Source organism: Sediminibacterium sp. FW305-C-269 (genome assembly GCF_058231045.1).
Genome location: NZ_JBIQXQ010000003.1, coordinates 120,069 through 144,095, shown reverse-complemented (window position 1 = coordinate 144,095; position 24,027 = coordinate 120,069). Strand labels below are relative to the sequence as shown.

Genomic DNA, 24,027 nt, shown 5'->3' with positions numbered 1-24,027 from the left:
TACTACTTACTACTCACTATTCACTACTTGCCTACAACACCCCCTTCGTTGAGGGTAACTGATCAGAGAGCGGATCACGTTTCACCGCCATCCTGATGGCTTTGGCAAAAGCTTTAAAAATGGCTTCGATTTTATGATGCTCGTTGTCTCCCTTACATTCAATATTCAGGTTACACCTGGCTGCATCACTGAATGATTTGAAGAAATGAAAAAACATTTCTGTAGGCATCTCCCCTATCTTCTCCCTTTTGAATTCAGCATTCCATACGATCCAGTTGCGTCCGCCGAAATCGATCAGCACTTTGGCTTCCGCCTCATCCATGGGTAAGGCAAACCCATACCGTTCCATACCGCGTTTGTCTGCCAGTGCTTTGCCAAAAGCTTCTCCCAGTGCAATACCCGTATCTTCAATGGTATGGTGCTCATCAATATGCAGATCTCCCTGTGTGGTAATGGACAGGTCCATCTTGCCATGCCTCGCTATCTGGTCTAACATATGATCAAAGAAGCCCAAACCGGTAGTTATCTTCGCCTTACCGCTTCCATCAAGGTTCAGCTCCACCCTGATCCTGGTTTCGTTGGTATTGCGTTCATGCATCACTTTCCGCAGGCCCAGTTTCAGGAAAGTATATACATCTGCCCAGTTACCCGATTCGAACACAATGGTATCGCGCAGGCGGGCTTCCTGCTCTTCTGTTAACTGGTGCAAAGGGGAATGCAGGTAAATGGCTTTACAACCCAGATTTTTAGCCAGTTCAATATCACTCCACCTGTCGCCGATCACAAAAGAATTGGCCAGATCAAATGTTGGATTATCCAGTATATGCTGCAGCAAGGCTGTTCCGGGTTTACGGGTAGGTTTGTTGTCGCTGGCAAAAGTTCTGTCGATGATCATCTCATCGAACACAAATCCCTCACCCTTTAAGGTACGCAGCATCAGGTCATGATAAGGATGAAAATCCTTTTCAGGATAGGAGTCCGTTCCCAGTCCGTCCTGATTGGTCACCATCACCTTATAATAATCCAGGTCGGCGGCTATGCGTGATAAAGCGGTAATCGCTCCCGGAATGAATGTGATCTTATCAATACTGTCTACCTGGAAATCGGTGGGTGGTTCTTCCAATACCACCCCATCCCTGTCTATAAAAAGGATCCTCTTCGTTCCCAGTTCGGGAGATGAAGCGTTGGAAACTGTATCCTGTCTGTTGCTGCTGCTCATGATTAGGTTGCTTTGCTCATTTTATTCTGGTACGCACCGCTTTCACTTCGGTAGCGGTTACCGCGGCCGCTTTATTGCTCCAGCTATTGCGGATATAGGTAAGCACATCTGCAATCTGCTGGTCTGAAAGATCTGCGTGTGCGGCCATATTGTTACTGTAGTATTCTCCATCCAGTTCCACCCGCTCGTCGAATCCTTTAAGCACGATGCGGATCAGGCGGGCTTTGTCTTTGCCCAACACTCCGGATGCGCCATCGAGCGGTGGGTTCAGGTGTGGCACGCCACCACCGTCTACCTGGTGACAAGCCAGGCAACGTTCCAGGTAGATGGTCTTGCCCCTGTTTACAGAAGCCGCTATACCTGCCGAAGCGACAGCTACCGGTTTTTTGGCCGGTAGCTGTTTTTTCGGTGCTGTCTGAAATGCCATCAATGTTAAAATGAAGACAGGCAGGATCAATATTTTCTTTATCACCATTATTTTCCTTTATAAACGATACGATAAATGGTTCCTTTGGAATCATCAGATACATAGAGTGATCCATCAGGACCTTGTGCCAATCCGGTAGGGCGGTGTTGTGCACCACGGGTTCCGGTAACCACTTCCACACCTGCAAAACCATTGGCAAAGATCTCCCACTTACCCGGTTTACCGTTTGCATCAAAAGGTACAAAAGCTACATAATACCCTTCCTGTGGCAGGGGTGCGCGGTTCCAGGAACCATGGAATGCGATAAAAGCGCCATTCCTGTATTTGGCAGGAAACATGTTACCTGTATAAAACAACAAAGCATTCGGAGCCATATGCGCCGGGAATGCCACTACCGGATCAATGAATTCTTTGCTTCCTTCCTTTTTACCATCACCACCGTATTCAGGTGCCAGCATTTTTTTATTCTGGAAAGGATCGTAATATATGTAAGGCCATCCGGCATTATCACCTTTTTTCAGTGCATACATGGTTTCTGCAGGCAGATCTGCATTCTGCTGTTCGGTGAACAGAGATGGGAAGATATTGTGCAGGTCATCGCGGCCATGCTGCATCACAAACAGTTGGTTCAACTGGTTATTCCAGTCAAGGCCAACCACATTGCGCAGGCCGGTTGCATATTTAATTCCATCGCCATAGGTCTGGTTCAGTTTATCGGCCCTGAACTGCCAGATACCGCCTGCAGAATCCAGGATGGGACAAGGCATACGGCCAAGAGAACCTGGCTGCCTGTCGCGCTCCTGGCAGGAATTAGAGTAAGCGCCGATATTCACATAGATATTTCCGTCATTGTCCAGTGTGATTGATTTGGATTCGTGCTGACGGCGGTTGATGAGTCCGGTGATGATCTTCTCAGGCTGCATGGGACTGATCACCTCCCCTTTCTCATTCAGTTTATAACGAAACACTTCTTCATCAGAAGAAGCATACAGGTATCCGTTTTTGATAGCGATACCGGTACCGCCATAATTACCCATACCGGTGATCTCTTCTGCTTTACCATCACCATTGGTGTCACGCAAGCGGAGGACAGCTTTTCCTTCTGCCACACGGCCCATCAGCTTTACATAAATATCACCCTGTGCAGTAACTGCAATATGACGGGCACGGCCCAGTCCGTCGGCCACTTTCAACGCGCTGAAACCGGCAGGTAGTTTCAATCCGGCATTATCCGCATCGGCCACTACCGAATGGGGCGTCTCCAGTCTGAGTGAATCGGATGCGCAGGCAGTTAAGCTACTGAGCCCTGCAACAGCCAGCAAAAGTGAGAGTACAGAAATGGTCTTTTTCATATGTGTTTTGATTAGGGGTTGAATTTACAACGTAATACAGACAAATCACTGCTTTGTTTATTGATCATACCATTCTTGCATGGCATCTATCAGTAATGTGTTCTCTTTTTCAGTGCCTATGGTGATGCGCAGACAGTCTTCGCAAAGCTTGACATTACTCCTGTCGCGCAGCACAATACCCTTCCCCAGCAAAAATTCATATATCTTCCTCGCGTCCTTTATTTTTACCAGCAGGAAATTGGCATCAGAGGGATATACTTTTTCAACCGTTGGCATGGAACGGAACACTTCCGCCAGCGCCTCCCGCATATCCACCAGTAAACGGATCATATCATTCACCTGCCCTACTTCATCCAGTGCCTTTAACACCAGGTCCTGCGTGGCCTGGTTGATATTATAAGGAGGTTTTACCTTATCCAGCAACGTTACTATCGATGATGAAGCAAAAGCCATGCCCAACCGAAGACCCGCCAGCCCCCATGCTTTACTCAGCGTTTGTAACACTACGAGATTGGGGTAGTCGGCCAATTCCTGTATGAATGATTTCTGTTGGGCGAAATTGATATAGGCTTCATCCACCACTACAATACCTTCAAAATTGTTCAGTACCGTCTCAATATCCGTTCTGTTGAGAGCGTTACCGGTGGGATTGTTGGGCGAACAGAGCCAGATCAGTTTGGTATTGGCATCTACCAGGTTCTCCAGGTGAACCAGGTCCAGCTGAAAGTCTTCGAGCAGGGGCGCTTTCTTCACCGCCACATCATTGATATGAGCGCTTACTTCGTACATACCGTAGGTTGGAGGGCAGATGATCACATTATCCTTGCCGGGTTCGCAGAAACAGCGAAACAACAGGTCGATACACTCATCACTTCCATTACCCAGAAAAATATGCTCCTGGCCAATACCCTTGATGACGCTCAGTTTCTGTTTAATGGCCCGTTGGTGCGGATCGGGGTAACGGTTATACCATTTGGCAAGCGGGGAACCCAGGCTGTTCTCATTGGCATCCAGGAACACTTTTGCCTCACCGCTGAATTCATCGCGCGCAGAAGAATACGCTACCAGTTTTTTGATATTGGGCCGGACCAGTTTATCGAGATCGAATGACATATTATTTTCTTTATTCTTTGAATGATCAGTGATTTTTATCCTTTCTTAAGACGGACACGTACCGCATTGGCATGTGCATCCAGCCCTTCGGCTTCCGCCATCAGCACCACGGTCTCTCCGATGTTCTGCAAACCCTGCTGTGATAATTTCTGGTAAGTCACTTTCTTCACAAAACTGTCCACACTTACCCCGCTGTAGGCTTTGGCAAAACCATTGGTGGGCAATGTGTGATTGGTACCGCTGGCATAATCACCCACACTTTCCGGCGAATAGTTACCGATGAATACAGAACCCGCATTAACTACCTGCTCAGCCATTTCATCCGCATCTTTACAGGAGATGATGAGGTGTTCGGCAGCATATTCATTTACCAGGGCCAGCGCTTCCTCCCTGTTCTTGACCAGAATGGCCGTACTGTTAGCCAGGGCCTTTGCAGCCAGCTCTCTGCGCGACAACTGTGCCAATTGTTGCTCCAGTTCTGTCTGCACCTGTTCTAACAATGATGCAGATGTGGTAACCAGTAATACCTGACTGTCTACTCCATGTTCGGCCTGGCTCAGCAGGTCGGCAGCAACAAATGCGGCATCAGCCGTATCATCTGCCAGCACACAGACCTCGCTTGGTCCCGCCGGCATATCTATGGCGATGCCTTCCTGCTGTACCAGTTGTTTGGCGCAGGTCACGTACTGGTTACCCGGTCCGAATATCTTATACACCTGCGGTACCGTATCAGTTCCATAAGCCATGGCTGCAATGGCCTGTACCCCACCGATCTTATACACCGATCTGATGCCGGTAATGGATGCCGCATATAGAATAGCCGGATTGAGTTTACCATCTTTACCCGGGGGCGAACACAATACTATTTTTTTGCATTCCGCGATCTTTGCCGGAATGGCCAGCATCAGGATGGTGGAGAAAAGAGGGGCCGTACCCCCGGGTATGTACAGGCCTACTTTCTCAATTCCGATACTCCTGCGCCAGCATTGTATGCCGGGCATGGTCTCTACCACTTCTACTGCAGCCGTTTGTTTCTGGTGAAACAGTTCAATATTGGCAGCAGCCTGTCTGATGGCCTGCTTCAGTTCATCGGACAGCATATCCGCGGCCTCACTGATCTCTTTCTCCGACACAACGAAATCTGCCAGTTCCACACCATCAAACTGGCGGGTAAATTTTTTTACAGCCGCATCACCCACCAGCTTCACTTCGTGCATCACCTCCCTTACTTTCTGTTGCAGCGAACTGTTATCAATAGCAGGCCGCGTAAGCAATTGTTGCCAGGCGGCTTTCTCGGGGTATTGTACAATTTTCATATTCCTGTTTTCTAAAGATTTTAAACGGAGCAGGTTATCGTGAGTGTTGAGTAGGAAGTTGGCAATGGTCAATTGTGAATGGTCAATGGATTAGCTCTATTGACCATTCTCCATTCACAATTGACCATTCACAATACCCCATCTCCAATTCACTTCCCACTCACCACTCACTACACAATCATCTTCTCTATCGGCACCACCAGAATTCCCTGGGCACCGGCCGCTTTCAGCTGTTCAATGATATCCCAGAATTCATTTTCATTCAGTACACTGTGCACACTGCTCCAGCCCTCTTCGGCCAGTGGCAGGACCGTAGGACTTTTCATACCAGGCAACAAGGCAATGATCTCTTGCAGCTTGGCATTGGGCGCATTCAGCAGGATGTATTTGTTGTTCTTGGCTTTTTTTACTGATTGGATACGGAATAACAGTCTTGCGATCAACTGTTCCTTTTCCTCGCTCAGATCTTTGTTCTTGATCAGCACCGCCTGGGACTGCAGGATACTTTCCGTTTCTTTCAATCCATTCATGAACAAAGTGGAGCCGCTGCTTACCAGGTCACAGATAGCATCTGCCAATCCAATGCCTGGCGCGATCTCCACACTACCGCTGATCTCGTGGATCTCTGCATCAATGCCGTTCTCTTTCAGGAAATCACCCAGTATCACCGGGTAACTGGTAGCAATCTTCTTACCGGAAAGGAACTGAACGCCGGTATAGTCCTCACCCTTTCTTACGGCCAGGCTCAGTCGGCATTTGCCAAAACCCAGCTTTTCAGCCACGGTCACTTTCTTTTTCTTTTCATACACTACGTTCTCACCTACAAAACCGATATCGGCCACCCCATCTTCCACATATTGCGGGATATCATCATCACGCAGGAAATACACTTCGATCGGAAAATTGCTGGCTTCCGCTTTCAGTTTGTTAACGCCGTTGCTGATATCGATACCACATTCTTTCAATAAACGGATCGAATCATCATGCAGCCGGCCGCTTTTCTGGATCGCCAACTTGAGTTTGTCGCCAACTGCTGCTGTTTTTTGAGTACTGTCTTTCATACCATTGATCGCTTCGCGATTTTTTTTCTCTGAAGTATGATAGCCCCCCTTCAGAGGATGGGGGCAAAAGCAAAGGGCCTACCCTTCGGTAAGCCCTTTAATGTTTTATCGTAAACCACACAAAACACCAACAGCCTACCCCTGGGGTAAGAAATGATGGTGATGAGTATGTGCGAATGTTTTCATATCAGGACACAAAAGTACAGCCTATACTATTTGCCCGCAAATTTTTTTCAAAAGGGGTTCATCGGAAGCCCGATAAAGCCTGTTTTGTAAGTATCTTAGGTATCCAAAAGATAGACTCTAATAAAAAAACTTACAGTTGTTATTATTCTCTCGTTGGATTATGTTCGTGTTTACCAATAACCCCTACTATACAAACTAAACTATCATGAGAAACAAAAGACCGATCACAACCCTTTTACTGCTCTTTTTCTTTGGCAGTATTGCCTTTGGGCAGGATGCCACGAGTTACCAGGTACCCCCCAAAGATGTGGCTGACCTGTTACTGGCCAAGCCTACGCCTACCGTCCGTATTGACAGTAAAGCCGAATGGATGTTACTGAGCGAACGCAACTCGTATCCAACTGTTGAGGAGCTGGGACAACCCGAGAGCCGTATTGCCGGCCTGCGTTTAAACCCAAATAACTTCTCGCCCAGCAGGCAGTTCTTTATCAACAATTTCCGGTTAAAGAATATCAAAAACAACCAGGAATTTGCCGTAGTAGGATTACCCGCTAACCTCCTGGCAAGTAATGTTAGCTGGAACCCATCCGAAACCAGAATTGCATTCACCCATACTACCGGCAAACAGGTAGACCTGTATGTGATTGATATTGCTACCAAAAAAGCCAGTAAACTGAACAAACAGCCACTGAATACTGTATTGGGCAACGCTTATACCTGGGTAGACGATGTTACCATTCTTTACAAAGCCGCTACGCAACCTGCGGCCAATGCGCCCAAAAAACCCATAACACCCAAAGGGCCCACCATTCAGCAGAACCTGGGTAAAACAGCACCCAGTCCTACTTACCAGGACCTGATCAAGTCGCCCTACGATGAACAGCTATTCGAGTTCTTTGCAACCACGCAACTGGTGCAAAATAAAAACGGCGTAGAAACCAAAATAGGCAAACCTGCCTTGATCAGCAGTTTCTCACTATCACCCGATAAGAAATACATGATGGTCCGTACCATCCGCAAGCCCTTCTCTTACCTGGTCACTGCCAACGGGTTCCCATCTACCATCAGCATTACCGACCTCAGCGGCAAACTGGTAAAAGTGCTGGCAGAACTTCCTTCAACGGAAGGAACTCCTTCTGGTTATGACAACACACAGAACGTTGCACGCGGTTATGACTGGCGCGATGACGAAGCTGCTACCGTTACCTGGGCCATGCCACTGGATAGCGGTCTGATCAAAAAACAAGTTGAATTTCACGATGCGGTGTACGCATTGAGTGCTCCTTTTACCGGTGAAGCAAAAGAACTGTTCAAAACCAGGATGCGATATGCGGGCACTACCTGGGGCAATGCTTCACTGGCGCTGGTAACTGAAATGTCAAGGTCTAAACAGATGTTCCGCGTAAGCCGTTTCAATGCTTCCTCCAACACACTGGAGTTATTGTACGAGCGTAACATGACAGATGCCTATAACAATCCGGGCTCTCCAGTAATGACAAAAAATGCGTTCGGCCGGGCAATCATCCAGACCACTGATAACGGCAGCAAGATCCTGATGAACAATACCACAGGTGCATCGCCCCAAGGAGATCTTCCGTTCCTGGCCAAGTTCGACCTGACCAGTAAACAGAACGAGATCATCTGGCGCTGCCAGGAAGGTGTGTTCGAAGCGGTGGAAGATGTGATCGACGCCAATAAACTGGTATTGCTCACCAGAAGGGAATCGCAGAAAGAAGTTCCCAACTATTATATCAAACACCTGGTATTGCGCATGGCTGATAAGGCCATCACCCATTTTACCAACCCCTACCCGCAACTGGAAGGCGTGACCAAAGAAAAGATCAAATACAAAAGGGCTGATGGGGTTGACCTTACCGGCGACCTGTACCTGCCCAAGGGATACAACAAGGACAAAGATGGTCCGTTACCTGTGGTGATCTGGGCCTATCCGCGCGAATTCAACTCTGCCGCCGATGCTGCACAGGTACGTGGAAGTAAGGACCGTTTTACCACCTTGAGCTGGGGCACACCCATCTATTATGTAACACAGGGATATGCCATCCTGGAAAATGCAGAAATGCCGATCGTGGCAACGGGACCGGATAAAAAACCGAACGATGATTTTGTTGCGCAATTAACACTGAATGCAGAAGCCGCCATCAACAAGCTGGTTGAGTTGGGTGTGGGTGACAGGAACCGTATGGCAGTTGGGGGGCACAGTTATGGTGCATTCATGACCGCCAACCTGCTGGCGCATACCAACCTGTTCAAAGCAGGTATTGCCCGCAGCGGTGCCTACAACAGAACATTAACGCCATTTGGTTTCCAGAACGAGGACCGTACCTACTGGCAGGCACCCAAACTCTATTATGAGATGAGTCCCTTCAGTTATGCAGACAAGATCAAAACACCGATCCTCCTGATACATGGCGAAGCAGACGACAATACCGGCACCTACCCCATCAACAGCGAGCGTCTGTTTGCTGCCATCAAAGGAAATGGCGGTACGGTTCGTTTTGTATTTCTGCCCTATGAAGCCCATGGCTACCGTGGCAAGGAAAACGTACTGCACACTTTATGGGAGCAGTACCAGTGGCTGGAGAAATATGTGAAGAACGCCAAATAAATAACAAGAACTACCTGTAATGAAAAGGGCTCACAGCTAATCTGTGAGCCCTTTTCATTATTGTTTCAGCAACTGTTCAACAGTTGCTTCAAATTCTTTTTTCAGCTGTTCATGATACATACCCGCACCGGGTCCTACAAAACCTGCTTTGATCTTTGCCACTTTACCATCCTTCCCGATAAAAATTGTGGTAGGAAATGCTTTGATGGGCGTGATCTGCGGCAGCGTTTTTTCCGTACGCAAACTATCGGATACCGCAACACCCGTATTCAATAACGGATAGCCGACCTGGAACCTGTCCTTGAATTTCCGGATACTGTTGCGGGCCCTTTCAAAATCGGTACTATACTCGTATGCCAGGCCAATGATCTCAACCCCGCGCTGTTTGTTTTTCCGGTAATAGTCACTCAGGAAAGCTGTTTCATCCATGCAGTTAGGGCACCAGGAGCCCATGATCTGCACTACGACAACTTTATTTTTATACTTGGCATCATTGATCGATACCCATTTTTGATCAAGGTCACGAAAACGGAAATTCAGTGTTTCCTGGCCTTCTTTCAGGTAAACGGCAGCAGCATCAGGCAAGCTGGCATCCTTGTTCCTGACAGCCACCCAGGGCTCTACTCCGGTAGCCCCCGAATAAAACATGCCCCCGGTTATTTCATTGTCATTGTTGATACCTGCCGTGAACAGAAAAGCATGTGCCCCATCAAAGGTCGACAGCTGCAGGCTATCGCCATTAACCACACCAGTGAGATAACGATAATCACCGGAAGGCGCGAGAAAAGTTCCTGTAAGCTGGTTGCCTTTCTGCTGCCACTCACCTATAGCGGGTCTTGTAGTACCATTCGGACGGGTCAACGTTACCTGCCACTTACCTGTGATATCGGTCTTAGGTGCTGCCAGTGCCGGCTGTGTAACTGCCGCCTGCTGTTCAGCTATGAATGGCATTACGATCCATTGGGTGGATCCTGCATTGGTCCAGGAGCCTTCCCATCTTTGCGCAGACACCCTCCTGGCACGGAAATAGGATTCAAAAACCGGCATTTCAATAAATATAGAATCGGCAGTATACCGGATCTTATCTACCCGCAACTTTTCAGCCGCATTGATGATGTACATCACCGGCTTATGGTTCTCCGTCCGGAGATCGAAATGAAAACGAACCTTTTTGCCGTCTTCCCGCAACAAATACCCGAACCAGGCAGTATTTTCCGGGCCTTTCTGTGCATGCACCATTGTCAGCATGGTCATACACATCAATACCCATTTCACACATTGATATACCATAACTTTTTTCATGGATACGAAAATAGAACTCACCTGATAACCCAATATGTTAATTTACCGGATTCGTAAAAACTGACTTATCATACATTTATGGCTTTGCGGGCTTTACCTGCAACTCCTCCCAGGGTGTAGACCCATCTTTTTCGCGCATAAATACCTGTTCTTTGGATTCGCCGATCACGATCTCAGCTGTGGTATAGACAATATTCCCGTCCAGCAAATGGCCGCCGATGGTCTTGCCGGTACTGTCAGAAACAGCCATATGCAGATGCGAGCCATTCACCGAAACGGTTCCGGTGAGACTCACGATCTCAAAATGTCCTTTATCGCCATAAGCCCTGTCCTGGTTGGCAAAACGGAGCTGGTATTCAGTAAGGCTGCCGACACAGGAGGCAACCCATCCTGCCTGTATCTTATGCTCCCTTACATACTGTTCTATGGATTTTCTCAGATCCTGTCCTGGCAATAAACGGAAAGCATGTATTTTGAATTCGGTTGCATAATAGCTGAAGGATTACAGGCAATAATCAAAAAAAGAAAGACCGTCACTAAAAAAGCCGGATAACGCATGTTACGAATATAAATAAACCATCGGAACAACCGCTATCAAGGTAAACCGGTGTTACTTTAAAGAATATATTTGTATGTATCTGCTCATAATAATTCATTTATCATGGTCACACTTTTACTGATAGCGATTTTTGTGATAGGGTATCTTGCCATCGCCTTTGAACATCCTTTGCAGTTAAACAAAGCTGCACCTGCGCTGATCACTGGCGTACTTTGCTGGACCATTTACCTCCTGCAGGGAACTGACTCGCACACAGCTGTAGAAGAACTGATGCACCACCTGGGAGAGATCGCTTCGATCCTGTTTTTCCTGTTGGGCGCCATGACGATCGTGGAACTGATCGACTCACACAATGGTTTTGAGATCATTACAGAAAAGATCACCGCCTCACGTAAATCAAGCCTGTTAGTGCTCATCGCCGCCATCACTTTTTTCCTTTCTGCGCTGTTGGACAACCTGACTACAGCTATTGTTATGACGTCGCTCTGTGCCAAGATTCTGTCAGATAAAGAGGATAAATTATGGTTTGCAGGTATGATCGTAATCGCGGCCAATGCAGGCGGGGCCTGGTCGCCACTGGGTGATGTAACCACTACCATGCTCTGGATTGGCGGACAGATTACTGCACTCAATATCATCCAACAACTGATATTGCCCAGCCTGGTGGTGGGCTTGATACCTACTTTGCTGATTGCCAGGCGTTTTGCCGGAAAAACACTGGTATTACAGCCCCTGGCTACTACCACGGCCAGGGAGAAAAAAGAGGGAAGTATTATGCTGTTCTCCGGGATAGGTTTTCTTGTATTTGTTCCGGTATTCAAAACCATTACCCATTTACCCCCGTTTATGGGTATGCTGCTGGCATTGGGTTGTATGTGGGTCATCACTACCCTGCTGCACAAAAGGAAAGATGCTGAGCTGGCAGAAAAATACACCGTGGCCAGAGCCCTGCAACGGATAGACTCATCCAGTATCCTCTTTTTCCTCGGTATTTTATTGGCAGTGGCCGCCTTACAATCGGTTGGCATACTAACACAATTGGCCGTTTTTTTAAGTACGCATTTACAAAACGATTACCTAATTGGTGCTACATTGGGTGTGCTATCTGCACTTGTAGACAATGTACCACTGGTAGCAGCATCACAGGGTATGTACGATCTGGCCACTTATCCGACTGATCACCCCTTCTGGGAATTCCTGGCGCTTACTACAGGAACAGGGGGCAGTATGATCATCATAGGCTCCGCAGCCGGTGTGGCTGTCATGGGTATTGAAAAGATCGATTTTGTGTGGTACCTCAAAAAAATCGGCTGGCTGGCTTTGTTGGGATTTCTGGGCGGTATTCTCACATTTATCCTGCAGCATGCACTGCACCTGTATTAAAATAACAGATCTAATAAAGGCTACTTTCATATCTCACGGGCAATCTTTATCTTACAGGTCCTAAAATAATTCCGTATGCGATACCTGTTTGCCCTATGCCTATGTTTGTCAGCCCCGGCTTTATATGCCCAGCACTATTTCCTGTTTGTCGGCACCTATACCACAGGTAACAGCAAAGGCATTTACGTATACGAGTTCAATGCCCAGAACGGAGAGTTGAACTGGATAAGCAATACCGACAGCAGCAGCAACCCTTCTTTTCTTACGATAGCACCCAATGGCCGGTATGTTTATGCCGTTAATGAAACCGGACGTAATATTCCAGGACGGGTAAGTGCTTATGCTTTTAACAAGGCCAACGGACAATTGCGGTTACTGAACCAGCAAGTCAGCGGTGGCGATGATCCTTGTTTTATAACGATGCACCCCTCGGGTAAATGGGTCGTTGTGGCAAACTACAGTGGCGGTAACCTATCGGCACTGCCGGTAAATCCTGATGGAACACTGGCACCTTATGCACAACTCATCCAGCACAAAGGCTCCGGTGGTAACAAAGAGCGGCAGACCAGTGCACATGTACATGCCACATTTTTCTCACCAGACTATCAATATATCCTGGCACCAGATCTGGGTATGGACAAAGTGATGAGTTATCGCTTTACTGCCACCGATCAAAAACCTTTACAACCTGCAGCCGTTCCTTTCAGTGCTTCCGAACCAGGCAGTGGTCCCAGACACCTGGCATTTCATCCCAATAAAAAATGGGTGTATCGCATAGAAGAGCTTACGGGAACGGTTACCGTATCTACTTACAGTAATGGTATCATGAAAAATATCCAAACCATTGCCACTCACCCGGATAATTTTACGGGACAGCCTGGCAGTGCGGATATCCATGTATCGCCCGATGGAAAATTTCTCTATGCATCCAATCGAGGCGAAGAAAATAATATTGCCATCTTCTCCATCCACCCGGTAAGTGGGAAACTGACCAGCGTAGGTTATCAATCGGTAGAAGGCATGCAACCCCGGAATTTCATCATTGATCCGAGCGGAAAATATCTGCTGGTGGCCAACCAGAAGACGAATAATATTGTGATCTTTAAAAGGAACCAGAAGACGGGGCTATTACAGGCTACCCCACAGAAAGTAGAAGTCCCCAGCCCGGTATGCCTGCAACTGTTGGAAAAATAAGAACCGCATTCCGCTAACCTAAAACAGCATTATGCAGAACTGGAAGATCAAAGCCTCGCTTTTTCTCAATTACTTTGTTTTTGCCATCCTGCTGAACAGTGTAGGAACCGTTATCCTGCAGGTGCAGAACAACTATGGTGTGGCCCAGGGAGCCGCTTCGGTACTGGAAGCCTTCAAAGACCTGAGCATCGCCATCGTTTCGTTCCTGGTATCATCCTACATAACCCGTATCGGTTATAAGAATGCGATGCTGATCGCATTAGGATTTGTAACAGCCATCTGCTTCATCATGCCGTTTACCGGAAGTTTCTTCACTACCAAGCTATTGTTCGCCGCTGTAGGTTCTGGTTTCGCGTTGATCAAGATGTCTGTCTACAGTACCATCGGCCTGGTCACCCGTAATGAGAAAGAACATATCAGCCTGATGAACTTCATTGAATCGTTTTTCATGATCGGCATCCTTACCGGCTATTTCATTTTCGGCTATTTTGTAGATGATCAGAACCCGCAATCCACCCAATGGCTGAAAGTGTATTATGTACTGGGTGCCATCTCACTGGCTGCCTTCCTTTTGTTGTTAAGCGCGCCCCTGGATGAATCCACGGTAAGGAACCAGGAGAACGGCTCTCTGGTAAAAGACTTTGGCAAAATGTTCCGGCTGATGGTGTCTCCTATTGTGCTTGTATTTATTTTCTGTGCTTTCTTTTATGTACTGATTGAGCAGAGTATCATGAGCTGGCTTCCCACTTTCAACAACAAAGTGCTGCTGCTACCCGCTGCCCTTAGTATACAGATGGCCAGTATCCTGGCAGGTTCTACCGCCGTGGGCAGGTTCCTCGCAGGATTACTGCTGAAAAAAATGAACTGGTTCCTGGTCTTGGCCGGGTCTTTGATACTGGCCGCTGCATTAGTATTACTTGCCATACCTATGGCAGAGAATGTGTCCGGCAAACCCATTACCGGATGGAGCAGTGCACCCCTGGCTGCATTCATTTTCCCCCTTATCGGATTGCTGATCGCTCCTATTTACCCAGCCGTGAATTCCGTGATACTGAGTACACTACCTGTGCAAAAACATGGATTGATGAGTGGTCTCATCATCATCTTCTCGGCACTGGGCGGCACAACCGGCTCCATCATCACAGGACATATTTTTGAAAAGTACGGCGGGCAAACTGCCTTTTATTTTTCTCTTGTTCCGATGGCCATACTCATCACCTGTCTCTTTATTTTCAAACGCCTGCAAAACCGGTTCAAACTGGCCAATCCGGAACAGGGGCATTAATGATAACGCATGGAGCTTACCAACTATCTTACGCTGGATCAGCTATCCCCACTGTATGAAGACGTACAGCGCAGCGGGCTCTTTGCAGATTCCAAGTATTTCGTGGATGCGATTCCTTTGCAACCGATAGCCAATATTATTACCGCCTACAACAGTGCCAAAACAACAGCAGGCTTCAACCTCCTGGCATTCATAGAATCTCATTTCCAATTACCATCCGAACCCGATAGCAGTTATAGGTCTGCCAACAAACCCATTACCCTGCATATATCAGAGCTTTGGGATGTACTCACCCGTACACCCGATCGGGAAGCCGGTAGTTTGTTACCACTGCCTCATCCCTATATTGTTCCGGGTGGCCGTTTTCGGGAAGTATATTACTGGGACAGTTATTTCACGATGCTTGGTTTACAGGTATCCAAACGGGTAGATATTATCGAAAATATGGTAAACAATTTTGCTTACCTGATCGATACGGTTGGTTTTATCCCCAACGGTAACCGGAGTTATTATTTAGGCCGTTCACAACCGCCTTTTTTTGCCTCAATGGTTTTATTACTGTCGGAAATGAAAGGTGATGGTATTTTGCTGCACTATCTTCCCCAATTGGAGAGAGAATACCAATTTTGGATGGATGGCGAAGAACAGCTTTCTGATACCTGCCCCACACACCGTCGTTCGGTTCGAATGTCGGATGGCTCTGTCCTGAACCGTTACTGGGACGATTTTGACACAGCCCGACCGGAAGCATTCATAGAAGACCAACACCTGGCCAGCAGATCGGGCCGTAACCCGTCGGAAGTGTACCGGCACATCCGTGCAGCAGCAGAATCAGGCTGGGATTTCAGCAGCCGCTGGTTCAAGGATAAGGATGATATGGGCACCATTCAAACCACAGATCTGATCCCTGTTGACCTGAACTCTCTTTTGTGTTCTATGGAAATGCTGTTATCCATCACATACGGCAACCAGGGCAATACGGCAAAGAGTGAGCAGTTGTTTGCACGTTTCCTCCAAAGAAAGACAGCAATTCAGCAATATTGCTGGAACGAAGAGAAAGGGTTTTACTTCGATTACCAGTTCCGCGAGAACCGGTCTTCAGAAGCATATACACTGGCAGCCGTTTTTCCACTGTTCTTTGCACTGGCAGATATGCAACAGGCGGGGAAAGTGGCGGATATCATAGAGAGCAGGTTCCTGCAACCTGGCGGACTGCTCACCACCCTGCAGCACACCGGACAGCAATGGGATGCACCTAACGGATGGGCGCCACTCCAATGGATAGCCTACCAGGCGTTCAGCAGGGTACCATACGGGTTCCATTCACTTGCAAAGAAGATTAGGGATAACTGGATGCACAACAATGAGAAAGTATATGCGGCTACCGGCAAACTGATGGAAAAATACAATGTAACCGATACCGGCAGCCAGGCGGGCGGAGGTGAATATCCTAACCAGGACGGTTTTGGCTGGACCAATGGTGTGTACCTGAAATTCAGGTCTGTCAGTTAAATCCTACTTGTGTTTCCGGTGTTTGTGGTGATGGCTTTTCGGAGCCGGGTGCAGACGTTGTTTCTCCGCTTCAGATACGATCTTGCGTTGGTTCTGCAAGGCGCCCAACCCAATCAGAACGATACCGATGATCATGTATACATACTGGATCATAAAGGTCTCCCCCAGCAATAACATCTGAATCGTAACAAAAGTACAGAGCAGTACCCCCTGCAGCATGATCAGAAAAGAGTAGCTGCGGCCCTTACGCAAGGTTTGTGCCATGGCGTACATACTGAACAGGCCCACCACGATCAGCAGTACCCAACCTGCCAGCAGGTAATCCGTAAAATAAGAGCCATTCAACAGGTAAAAAGGCAAACCGAGCGAAGCTCCGGTAGGATCGGTGATCATGTGATAACTTCCATACAGCGCAGTGATGGCGAGCAGCACTAGTATGGCAATGGATAACTGGCGGGCTGTTTTCATCTTATGGCATTGTTTATACAAATAAAGAAAAATAATGCAGTTAAACAAATGACGATGGTCATGAAACCCCAAAAAAGCAAAGATCCCGGTCGTACCCGGGATCTTACTGTTTATTTCACATTACTACTCCAGTTAAAGAACTCATCCACATCCTTCTTGAACTGCTGCAATGCTGGTTTATGGATATAGTACATATGACCCGATTCATAGGTATACACTTTCACATTCTTCCGCTGTTCCGGCCTGAGGAACATATGTTCCAGATCGTATTGGGCCGTGAAATAAGGTGTGGCAAAATCGTAGTAACCACAGCCAAGATATACTTTCAGGGAGGGGTTCTTCGATATAGCATCACGTAAGCTTTCGGCTACGTTCAAGAACTGGTTCTGTACGTTGTTGTAATTCCAGGGGCCCACATCTCCAAAGATATTATAGCCTTTCTCTTCCTTGAAGTTCAGCTCCTTTTGAAAATAGTCATTGATGGTAGCCGTGAACGGACCATCGATATTGGCAAAAGAGGGATCGAAGCTGAAATTTTCTCCCCCATCGTCAATGTCTCGACCGGTAAAACGTGCATCCAGACGGCCGATGATCAGGCCATCTGCACGGCGGAGTTCTTTCCAGAAACGGCCTTCCTCCACACGCAGGTTGCTGCGCAGACAAAACTCTTTGCTCAGTCCCGTGTAATAACTCATTTTAGCGGCAACTGCATCTTTCTCTGCATCGGTCAGCCAACCGCCCTTCAGCAAAGCGGATGCATATTCACCCAGCGCAAACTGTTCTGCCTCATGTAAGGTTTTTTTCAAATCAGCCTGTAAGGCAGGTGCCAGTTTTTTATGGTACCAGGCAGCCGCAGCATATGAAGGAATGTAGAGGGCCCGCGGCAGGTCATTTCCCACATAATAATCATTGGTACCAAAATTCAGTACGGCTGAGATCAGGAAGATACCATTGAGGTAGATTCGGTATCTGTCTTGCAGAAATTTAGACAGTCCCGCCGCACGCGTTGTGCCATAACTTTCGCCAGCCAGGAATTTGGGTGAACCCCATCTTTCATACCTCGACAAAAAATGACGGATAAAAGAGCCCACAGAAGAGATATCTTCCACATATCCGTGAAACTGTTTGGGATTTTCACCCGGAGCAGCACGGCTAAATCCTGTGGATACGGGATCAATAAACACCAGGTCGGTTTTATTGAGCCATGTGTATTCATTACTTACATATTGGTAGGGTGGTGCTGTGGCCGTTCCGTCATCCTGCATCAACACCCGTTTGGGACCCAGACCACCCATATGCAGCCATACCGAAGAAGAACCGGGACCGCCATTGAATGTAAAAGTTACAGGCCTCTTGCCCGCCTCCTCCCCTTCTTTACGATAATAGGTGAAGAACACTTTAGCAATCAGTTTTCCAGTATCGTTCTTCAGATTCAGGTACCCGGTATGGGCCGTATAATCGATCTTTTTACCATCGGCTACCACACTGTTCCTGGTAACGGTCACTTCTACACCAGCAGGCAACAGTTCGGGTATGGCCGGGGCAGGTGTGACAGCTTTTTGGGAAAATGCGGTTATACTAAGCAGGCAGACTGCCAGAGCAATCATTGTTCTCATACAGTTAGAATTGAATGATTAAGATACAGATTGTTTTCTACACCTGCGGCATTCCGATTTTCCCGTTGAGGTAGATTTTCACGCCAAGACGCAGTGATCTATTTTTTTGCGGTCAACACTTCAATATCGAATACAAGCACACTGTTGGGAGGAATGGCTTTGCTTCGGCTGCGGATGGTATATGCCAGTCCGGAAGGGATCAGCAACCGGATCTTGCCACCTACTTTACACATAGGCAGACCCACCTGCCAACCTTTGATGAGCCGTTTTAAGGGAAATGTAGCAGGTTTATCTTTGGTCTGGTCAAAGATACTGCCATCTTTCAGCAGTGAGCCTTTGTAGAAAACAGTCACCGTATCATCCACCGAAACAGCGGCGCCGGTTCCTTCGCGAAGAAGATGATAATATACACCCTCATTTGAACCCGTGGTATCGATCTCCTTTTTTTGCACCGCTTCCAGTATCAATGTTTTGTCTTTCATGGCCTGTCTGGCACTGTCGGCATTTTTTGTCCAGTCAATCGAAGGTCGTTTACCCGCAGCATTCCTTTCAAACACCTGTCCATAAACCGCATTGGCTTTTTGGAAGCCGCCGTTCCACAGGTAAAACCTATCATCGGACACACCACCGCCATAATCGATCCGGTCGCCAGCTTTACCGGTAGCATCATAAGAAAAGCTACTTTGGGTAAGCTCATTCCACGAACCGTTCTCACGCTGCACCCATTGATTTCCGAAAAACACTTTACGCCTCAGCTGCCCATTGGAACCTGCAAAATTTTCACTGAAGGAATAGAGATTTCGCAGGTATTTACCATCGAATGGCGCTTTGAAACTGGCAATGAGTTTCCATTTCTGTATTTCAGGCAAAAAGAAACAACCCGTGTAAATGGTTGTTGCCGAAGCACTGTCGGTCAGCGCGGTCACCATCAGCGGATAGGTTTGTCCGGCTTTCCAGGGGTACACCCAATGACTATGACCACCGGTTCCTTCATTACCGAAATCATTCGCTATCACATCCTCTCCTTTGGCCAGCAATTGTACCCGGTTAGAATCAGGGACTTTGGTACGGTCAACGGCTTCGTTTCCTGCATCCCATACAGAAAAAATTACACGCCTTTCCGTAGCACTGTTCACCTGTATACCAAAATAGCCCCTTGCAAAACCACAAGCCATATAATAACTATGTTCCAGGTCTGCACCTTCGGGAACCATGATCTCATTGTAAAAAGTCACTGCTTTCACTGAATCAGGTAATGGATAACGCAGGTGCACGGATGCTGCATTGCGGCGGGGTTTAGGATTGAAATGAATATCGGCTGCAGTGCCGGTCAGTTCTACAGCACTGATATCAGCTATGGTTGTACCGGATTTTTTTACTGCTTTGAGCTGGAGGGTATAAAAACCGGTATCGCTGATCGTATAGCGGCCAGCAGGTATTTTCGTAAAGGTTTTACCGGCGGGCACCTGCAATAATTTTTCTTGACCATTAAACAGCAGTTTCAGTTGCGAACCTGCTACCGAATTCTTGGCTAACAGCGTTAGTTGAAGCACTCCTGTTTTGCGTACATAAAAAGAATAACTTATCTCTTGCCTGGTATCCGTCCAATGCAAACCTTTCTGTACCGAGAACATATCCGACGCCTCTTTTTCAACAGGTACTGCATAACCGGTATAAGCCGGAATACGGACCGTTTGTGCGCATAAGACAACTGCCATAAACATACAGGGAAATGAGAGGCAATAACGCAGCATAGTTCGGTATTTAGGTAACCAAACTTAACAACAAAACTTCAGGAACCCCTCATAAAATCACGAAACCAGTAGCCAGAGTTTTTAATGGTACGCAGCTGTGTAGCAAAATCAACATGTATGAGCCCGAAACGGGGATGGTATCCTTCGGACCATTCAAAATTGTCGGTAAGTGTCCAGGCAAAGTATCCATTTACATTCACCCCTTCTTTTTTAGCACGCAGTACCGCCTGCAGGTATTGTTTGAAATAATTGATCCGCTCCGAATCATCCACCACCCCGTTCACCAATAGGTCTTTGAAAGCAGCTCCTCCTTCCGTTACAATGATCTCTTTCACCCCTCCATACAGCCAGAAACGTTTGATCATCCGGTAAAAGCTATCGGGATTGATCTCCCAGCCCATGGCCGTATGGGGTACTTTACGGGTGGTGGCTTTCACTTCTGAAGCATGGAGGTACGGGATCAGCGCATTGTACCTGACTGTTACAGAAAAATAATTCTGGATGCCGATAAAGTCAAAATTGAATCGCATCCGTTCAGTATATTTCCAGGCTTTGTTGTGCAGGTGCAGTTTATCCAGCAAAGGGAAATTGTCTACCTGCGGATACCCCCTTCCCAGTGAAGGTTCGATGAACAAACGATTCAGCAGGGCATCTGCTCTTTTGGCTGCCAGCACATCTTCTTCCCGTTGTGTATAAGGCATCACTTCGCTGCAGGAGAACGTGGTACCGATATTTGCTCCAGGCACCAGTGACCGCACCAACCTTCCTCCCTCTGCCTGGCAAAGTGCCGCATTGTGTACTGCTGAGAAAAAATTACTGATACCCGTTTTACCCGGAGCATGCACACCCAGCATATATCCCAACGATGTGAATCCCATGGGTTCGTTCAGGACGATCCAGTTCTTTACCTTATCGCCATATTCCTCGCAACAAACCGTAACAAAACGGGTGAACCATTTGAGCATCTGGTGACTGGTCCAGCCGCCATTGCGCTGCAGTTCCTGTGGTAGATCCCAGTGGTACAAAGTAACATAGGGAACCAGGCCCAGCAACAGGCACTCATCTATCAAACGGTGATAAAAAGCAATACCTTCCCTGTTTACCCTGCCAATTCCCTCCGGCAGGATACGGCTCCACGAAATGGAAAAACGGAATACCGTAAAACCCAGTGCTTTTACCAGCATCAGGTCGTCCTTGTAGCGATGATAAAAATCACAGGCTTCGTAGGGTTTGGCACCGCCCTTGATCTTACCCGGGCGACGAGAGAAAGTATCCCAGATGGACAATCCCCTGCCATCGGTAGTATACGCCCCTTCGTTCTGTGCAGCGGCTATGGCCACTCCCCACAGAAAATCTTTGCCAAAGCTATTTGCCGAAAAATGATGCGGATGTTGCAAGGTACTGGTTTGAGCAAAGTTCACCGATGCATTTGTTAAGATGGTATTAAGCTATCGTTATTTTTAGTGATCATTTTTTGTGTGCCTGTATTCCCCGCTGTTGGCTTACCGCAATTCGAATACCTGCAAATAGAACTCATCAATCAAGTAAAGAAGATTACCACCATACACAGCTGCCGGGGTTTCCACCGGTGATCGCTATTTAGCCTCCCGGCAGTGGCGTTCCTTTCTTATCTACTTGGTAGCCCGGAAATGATTGCAGAAGAACTCGAAACTCCTTTTGGCAAGAACGTGAACGACCTCCCATGCGCCAGCTCACAGAAAATATCCGGAAACCGTGAACGAGATAAATTATTGATAATCAATCGAATTAATCAATTGCACGCTACCTGGAAGGGTAATGTATTTGTCAAATTTTAATCAAACGTTTGTTTAATTCAAACATTTGTTTAAAATTTGCGCCCTCAAAATTACTGATATGGTACAGGAAAATTCCGGGCAGGTGTTATCAGACAAGAAACAACATATCCTCAATGCTGCCATTGAGCTGTTTGCCGAAAAGGGTTTTGAAGGAAGTTCTATCCGCGATCTGGCAGCCCGGGCCGATGTGAATGTGGCCATGGTGAATTATTATTTCGGCAGCAAGGAAAAACTGTTCGAGACCATTGTTGAGCACCGTGCCACTTTCATGCGTGGCAAACTCGATGAGATAGAGGCCGATACAACGCTGAACGAAATCGGGAAAATTGATGCCATCATCGAGAATTATGTGGCCAAGATCCTGTCACAGCCCTCCTTCCACCGCATTCTTTACCAGGAGCTGTTGAAGGAAGAGCGCGAGGCCCTGCACGACAATATCATCCGGATCTTTGTACAGAATACCCATACCCTGCGCAATATCATTGAAAAGGGCATCCGCAAGAAAGTTTTTCGCAAAGTGGATCCTGAGCTTACCATGGCCACACTGATCGGCACCATCAACCAGGTGATGTTATCCAAATCGCTGTGTGTGATGCTGGTCGAGTCCAAGGATAATTTTGACCCTTATACGGACGATACCTTCCAGAAAAGGGTTATCAAACACCTGAAGCAGGTGATGCATTCCTACCTGATGGAAGAAAGGAGCAGATGAACATACTAACAAGGAATGATGAATCATGTAAACAACCATAACAAGTAAATACACAACCTTATGTCGCAAGCAAGTAACGAAAAAAAATCACCGGTAAAACTGATCGTATTGGTCCTGGCACTGCTGGTGGCCGGTTTTTACGGGTATAAGAAGATCCATTTTGCCCTTACCCATGAAACCACCGATAACGCACAGGTAGAGACCCAGATCACACCGGTATTACCCCGTGTGGCGGGTTATGTGAAACATATTGCCGTAAAGGATTATGATTCGGTAAAAACAGGTGAACTGGTGGTAGAGCTGGATGATGCGGAACTGCAGACCCAGTTACTGGAGATGGAAGCCGATTACCGACAGGCAGAAGTAGACATCATCAACGCCAAAGCGGCACTTAACAACGCCGTGGTATCACTCAAAGTCAACAAGGGCAATATCGAACTGAGCCAGGTACGTCGCAAGAAAGCGGAAGATGACCTGAAACGCGACCAGAACCTCTATGCCGAACAGGCCATCACGCGCAAACAGCTGGACGATTCAAAGTTCAATGCGGAGACCGCATTACAACAGTTGGAAAATAGTCGCACCGATCTTACTGCGGCCCAAAGCCGTATTGCAGTATTACAGGCAGGTGTGCAGAAAGCCACTGCTGCGCTGGATGTAAAAAAAGCAAAGATTGAGCAGACCAAACTCAAGATCAGCTACACCAAAATATTTGCGCCACAGGCTGGCCGTATCGGCAAGAAAAATGTATCGGAGGGACAGTATGTGCAAGCCGGAACCCCACTTTTCTCGATCGTGAACGATACCACTTACTGGATCGTGGCCAACTTTAAAGAGAACCAGTTGAAGAAACTTTACCCGGGCAAGGAAGTGGATGTAGAAGTGGATGCATTCCCGGATGTGAAGATCAAAGGTACCATCGAAAGTTTGAGTGAAGCCACTGGTGCTAAATTCTCCTTACTGCCTCCCGATAATGCCAGTGGAAACTTTGTGAAAGTCACCCAGCGCGTACCGGTGAAAATCCTGATCAACAACATCAACCAGTACCGCAATATGCTGCGCGCCGGTTTGAGCGTATATGTAAGTGCAGAAATCCATTAACTAAATCCTGGCCTCCTTGCAGGA

General features: G+C 47.4%; 18 protein-coding genes and 1 pseudogene. 7 read left to right on the top strand and 12 right to left on the bottom strand.

Going from position 1 to position 24,027, the window contains the following annotated elements:
* Window positions 1-31 precede the first annotated feature (31 nt).
* The 6 genes from hisB to hisG all read right to left on the bottom strand — a co-directional run bounded on the left by hisB (window position 32) and on the right by hisG (window position 6,488).
* On the bottom strand, window positions 32-1,219 hold the full coding sequence (gene hisB / locus ACH3Y6_RS10550) for a bifunctional histidinol-phosphatase/imidazoleglycerol-phosphate dehydratase HisB (protein WP_490835577.1): 1,188 nt from the start codon (window positions 1,217-1,219) through the stop codon (window positions 32-34).
* Window positions 1,220-1,235: 16 nt separating this feature from the next.
* Window positions 1,236-1,646 carry a c-type cytochrome gene (locus ACH3Y6_RS10545; RefSeq protein WP_490835576.1) on the bottom strand — a complete coding sequence of 137 codons (411 nt, stop codon included), beginning with the start codon at window positions 1,644-1,646 and terminating at the stop codon, window positions 1,236-1,238.
* 47 nt (window positions 1,647-1,693) lie between these two features.
* Window positions 1,694-2,998 (bottom strand): PQQ-dependent sugar dehydrogenase, encoded by a 1,305-nt coding sequence (locus ACH3Y6_RS10540; protein WP_490835575.1) that lies wholly within the window; start codon window positions 2,996-2,998, stop codon window positions 1,694-1,696.
* 57 nt (window positions 2,999-3,055) lie between these two features.
* Window positions 3,056-4,111, bottom strand: a complete 1,056-nt coding sequence (hisC, locus tag ACH3Y6_RS10535; RefSeq protein ID WP_490835574.1) for a histidinol-phosphate transaminase — start codon at window positions 4,109-4,111, stop codon at window positions 3,056-3,058.
* Window positions 4,112-4,146: 35 nt separating this feature from the next.
* Window positions 4,147-5,427, bottom strand: coding sequence for a histidinol dehydrogenase (gene hisD, locus ACH3Y6_RS10530; RefSeq protein ID WP_490835573.1), 1,281 nt, complete (start codon window positions 5,425-5,427; stop codon window positions 4,147-4,149).
* A gap of 170 nt (window positions 5,428-5,597) precedes the next feature.
* Window positions 5,598-6,488, bottom strand: a complete 891-nt coding sequence (gene hisG, locus ACH3Y6_RS10525) for an ATP phosphoribosyltransferase (RefSeq protein ID WP_490835572.1) — start codon at window positions 6,486-6,488, stop codon at window positions 5,598-5,600.
* A gap of 391 nt (window positions 6,489-6,879) precedes the next feature.
* Here hisG and ACH3Y6_RS10520 point away from each other — a divergent pair, with 391 nt between their 5' ends.
* Window positions 6,880-9,300, top strand: a complete 2,421-nt coding sequence (locus ACH3Y6_RS10520; RefSeq protein ID WP_490835571.1) for an alpha/beta hydrolase family protein — start codon at window positions 6,880-6,882, stop codon at window positions 9,298-9,300.
* A 57-nt stretch (window positions 9,301-9,357) separates the two neighbouring features.
* Here ACH3Y6_RS10520 and ACH3Y6_RS10515 read toward each other — a convergent pair whose 3' ends face one another.
* Window positions 9,358-10,602 (bottom strand): peroxiredoxin family protein, encoded by a 1,245-nt coding sequence (locus tag ACH3Y6_RS10515; protein WP_490835570.1) that lies wholly within the window; start codon window positions 10,600-10,602, stop codon window positions 9,358-9,360.
* A 76-nt stretch (window positions 10,603-10,678) separates the two neighbouring features.
* A pseudogene (locus tag ACH3Y6_RS10510) lies at window positions 10,679-11,077 on the bottom strand (PPC domain-containing DNA-binding protein); the annotation flags it as partial.
* A 186-nt stretch (window positions 11,078-11,263) separates the two neighbouring features.
* Here ACH3Y6_RS10510 and nhaD point away from each other — a divergent pair.
* The 4 genes from nhaD (at window position 11,264) to treA (ending at window position 16,535) form a co-directional block, all read left to right on the top strand.
* Complete coding sequence (gene nhaD, locus ACH3Y6_RS10505) at window positions 11,264-12,544, top strand: sodium:proton antiporter NhaD (RefSeq protein WP_490835569.1); 1,281 nt, start codon at window positions 11,264-11,266, stop codon at window positions 12,542-12,544.
* Between the two features lie 75 nt (window positions 12,545-12,619).
* Window positions 12,620-13,738 (top strand): lactonase family protein, encoded by a 1,119-nt coding sequence (locus ACH3Y6_RS10500; protein WP_490835568.1) that lies wholly within the window; start codon window positions 12,620-12,622, stop codon window positions 13,736-13,738.
* 31 nt (window positions 13,739-13,769) lie between these two features.
* Entirely contained in the window at window positions 13,770-15,023 is a 1,254-nt protein-coding gene (locus tag ACH3Y6_RS10495; protein ID WP_490835567.1) for an MFS transporter, read from the top strand.
* 9 nt (window positions 15,024-15,032) lie between these two features.
* Window positions 15,033-16,535, top strand: a complete 1,503-nt coding sequence (gene treA, locus ACH3Y6_RS10490) for an alpha,alpha-trehalase TreA (RefSeq protein ID WP_490835566.1) — start codon at window positions 15,033-15,035, stop codon at window positions 16,533-16,535.
* Window positions 16,536-16,538: 3 nt separating this feature from the next.
* Here treA and ACH3Y6_RS10485 read toward each other — a convergent pair whose 3' ends face one another.
* From ACH3Y6_RS10485 to ACH3Y6_RS10470, 4 genes are all read right to left on the bottom strand, one after another.
* The gene (locus tag ACH3Y6_RS10485) at window positions 16,539-17,003 is read right to left on the bottom strand and encodes a hypothetical protein (RefSeq protein WP_490835565.1); all 465 of its coding nucleotides are present in this window, start codon (window positions 17,001-17,003) and stop codon (window positions 16,539-16,541) included.
* Between the two features lie 110 nt (window positions 17,004-17,113).
* Window positions 17,114-18,619 carry a S10 family peptidase gene (locus ACH3Y6_RS10480; protein WP_490835564.1) on the bottom strand — a complete coding sequence of 502 codons (1,506 nt, stop codon included), beginning with the start codon at window positions 18,617-18,619 and terminating at the stop codon, window positions 17,114-17,116.
* A 98-nt stretch (window positions 18,620-18,717) separates the two neighbouring features.
* The gene (locus tag ACH3Y6_RS10475; RefSeq protein ID WP_490835563.1) at window positions 18,718-20,337 is read right to left on the bottom strand and encodes a DUF3472 domain-containing protein; all 1,620 of its coding nucleotides are present in this window, start codon (window positions 20,335-20,337) and stop codon (window positions 18,718-18,720) included.
* Window positions 20,338-20,411: 74 nt separating this feature from the next.
* A complete protein-coding gene (locus tag ACH3Y6_RS10470; protein ID WP_490835562.1) occupies window positions 20,412-21,770 on the bottom strand; it encodes a GH1 family beta-glucosidase in 1,359 nt (452 codons plus the stop codon).
* 478 nt (window positions 21,771-22,248) lie between these two features.
* Here ACH3Y6_RS10470 and ACH3Y6_RS10465 point away from each other — a divergent pair, with 478 nt between their 5' ends.
* Complete coding sequence (locus ACH3Y6_RS10465) at window positions 22,249-22,902, top strand: TetR/AcrR family transcriptional regulator (RefSeq protein ID WP_490835561.1); 654 nt, start codon at window positions 22,249-22,251, stop codon at window positions 22,900-22,902.
* A gap of 60 nt (window positions 22,903-22,962) precedes the next feature.
* On the top strand, window positions 22,963-24,003 hold the full coding sequence (locus ACH3Y6_RS10460; RefSeq protein WP_490835560.1) for an HlyD family secretion protein: 1,041 nt from the start codon (window positions 22,963-22,965) through the stop codon (window positions 24,001-24,003).
* The last annotated feature ends 24 nt before the right edge of the window (window positions 24,004-24,027 follow it).

What these genes read in the sequence shown, in the direction of transcription:
- hisD (WP_490835573.1), bottom strand. Translation starts at nt 5,427, where the DNA reads ATGAAAATTGTACAATACCCCGAGAAAGCCGCCTGGCAACAATTGCTT.
- treA (WP_490835566.1), top strand. Translation starts at nt 15,033, where the DNA reads ATGGAGCTTACCAACTATCTTACGCTGGATCAGCTATCCCCACTGTAT.
- ACH3Y6_RS10480 (WP_490835564.1), bottom strand. Translation starts at nt 18,619, where the DNA reads ATGAGAACAATGATTGCTCTGGCAGTCTGCCTGCTTAGTATAACCGCA.
- hisG (WP_490835572.1), bottom strand. Translation starts at nt 6,488, where the DNA reads ATGAAAGACAGTACTCAAAAAACAGCAGCAGTTGGCGACAAACTCAAG.
- hisB (WP_490835577.1), bottom strand. Translation starts at nt 1,219, where the DNA reads ATGAGCAGCAGCAACAGACAGGATACAGTTTCCAACGCTTCATCTCCC.
- ACH3Y6_RS10520 (WP_490835571.1), top strand. Translation starts at nt 6,880, where the DNA reads ATGAGAAACAAAAGACCGATCACAACCCTTTTACTGCTCTTTTTCTTT.
- hisC (WP_490835574.1), bottom strand. Translation starts at nt 4,111, where the DNA reads ATGTCATTCGATCTCGATAAACTGGTCCGGCCCAATATCAAAAAACTG.
- ACH3Y6_RS10485 (WP_490835565.1), bottom strand. Translation starts at nt 17,003, where the DNA reads ATGAAAACAGCCCGCCAGTTATCCATTGCCATACTAGTGCTGCTCGCC.
- ACH3Y6_RS10515 (WP_490835570.1), bottom strand. Translation starts at nt 10,602, where the DNA reads ATGAAAAAAGTTATGGTATATCAATGTGTGAAATGGGTATTGATGTGT.
- nhaD (WP_490835569.1), top strand. Translation starts at nt 11,264, where the DNA reads ATGGTCACACTTTTACTGATAGCGATTTTTGTGATAGGGTATCTTGCC.
- ACH3Y6_RS10500 (WP_490835568.1), top strand. Translation starts at nt 12,620, where the DNA reads ATGCGATACCTGTTTGCCCTATGCCTATGTTTGTCAGCCCCGGCTTTA.
- ACH3Y6_RS10475 (WP_490835563.1), bottom strand. Translation starts at nt 20,337, where the DNA reads ATGGCAGTTGTCTTATGCGCACAAACGGTCCGTATTCCGGCTTATACC.
- ACH3Y6_RS10465 (WP_490835561.1), top strand. Translation starts at nt 22,249, where the DNA reads ATGGTACAGGAAAATTCCGGGCAGGTGTTATCAGACAAGAAACAACAT.
- ACH3Y6_RS10540 (WP_490835575.1), bottom strand. Translation starts at nt 2,998, where the DNA reads ATGAAAAAGACCATTTCTGTACTCTCACTTTTGCTGGCTGTTGCAGGG.
- ACH3Y6_RS10460 (WP_490835560.1), top strand. Translation starts at nt 22,963, where the DNA reads ATGTCGCAAGCAAGTAACGAAAAAAAATCACCGGTAAAACTGATCGTA.
- ACH3Y6_RS10495 (WP_490835567.1), top strand. Translation starts at nt 13,770, where the DNA reads ATGCAGAACTGGAAGATCAAAGCCTCGCTTTTTCTCAATTACTTTGTT.
- ACH3Y6_RS10545 (WP_490835576.1), bottom strand. Translation starts at nt 1,646, where the DNA reads ATGGCATTTCAGACAGCACCGAAAAAACAGCTACCGGCCAAAAAACCG.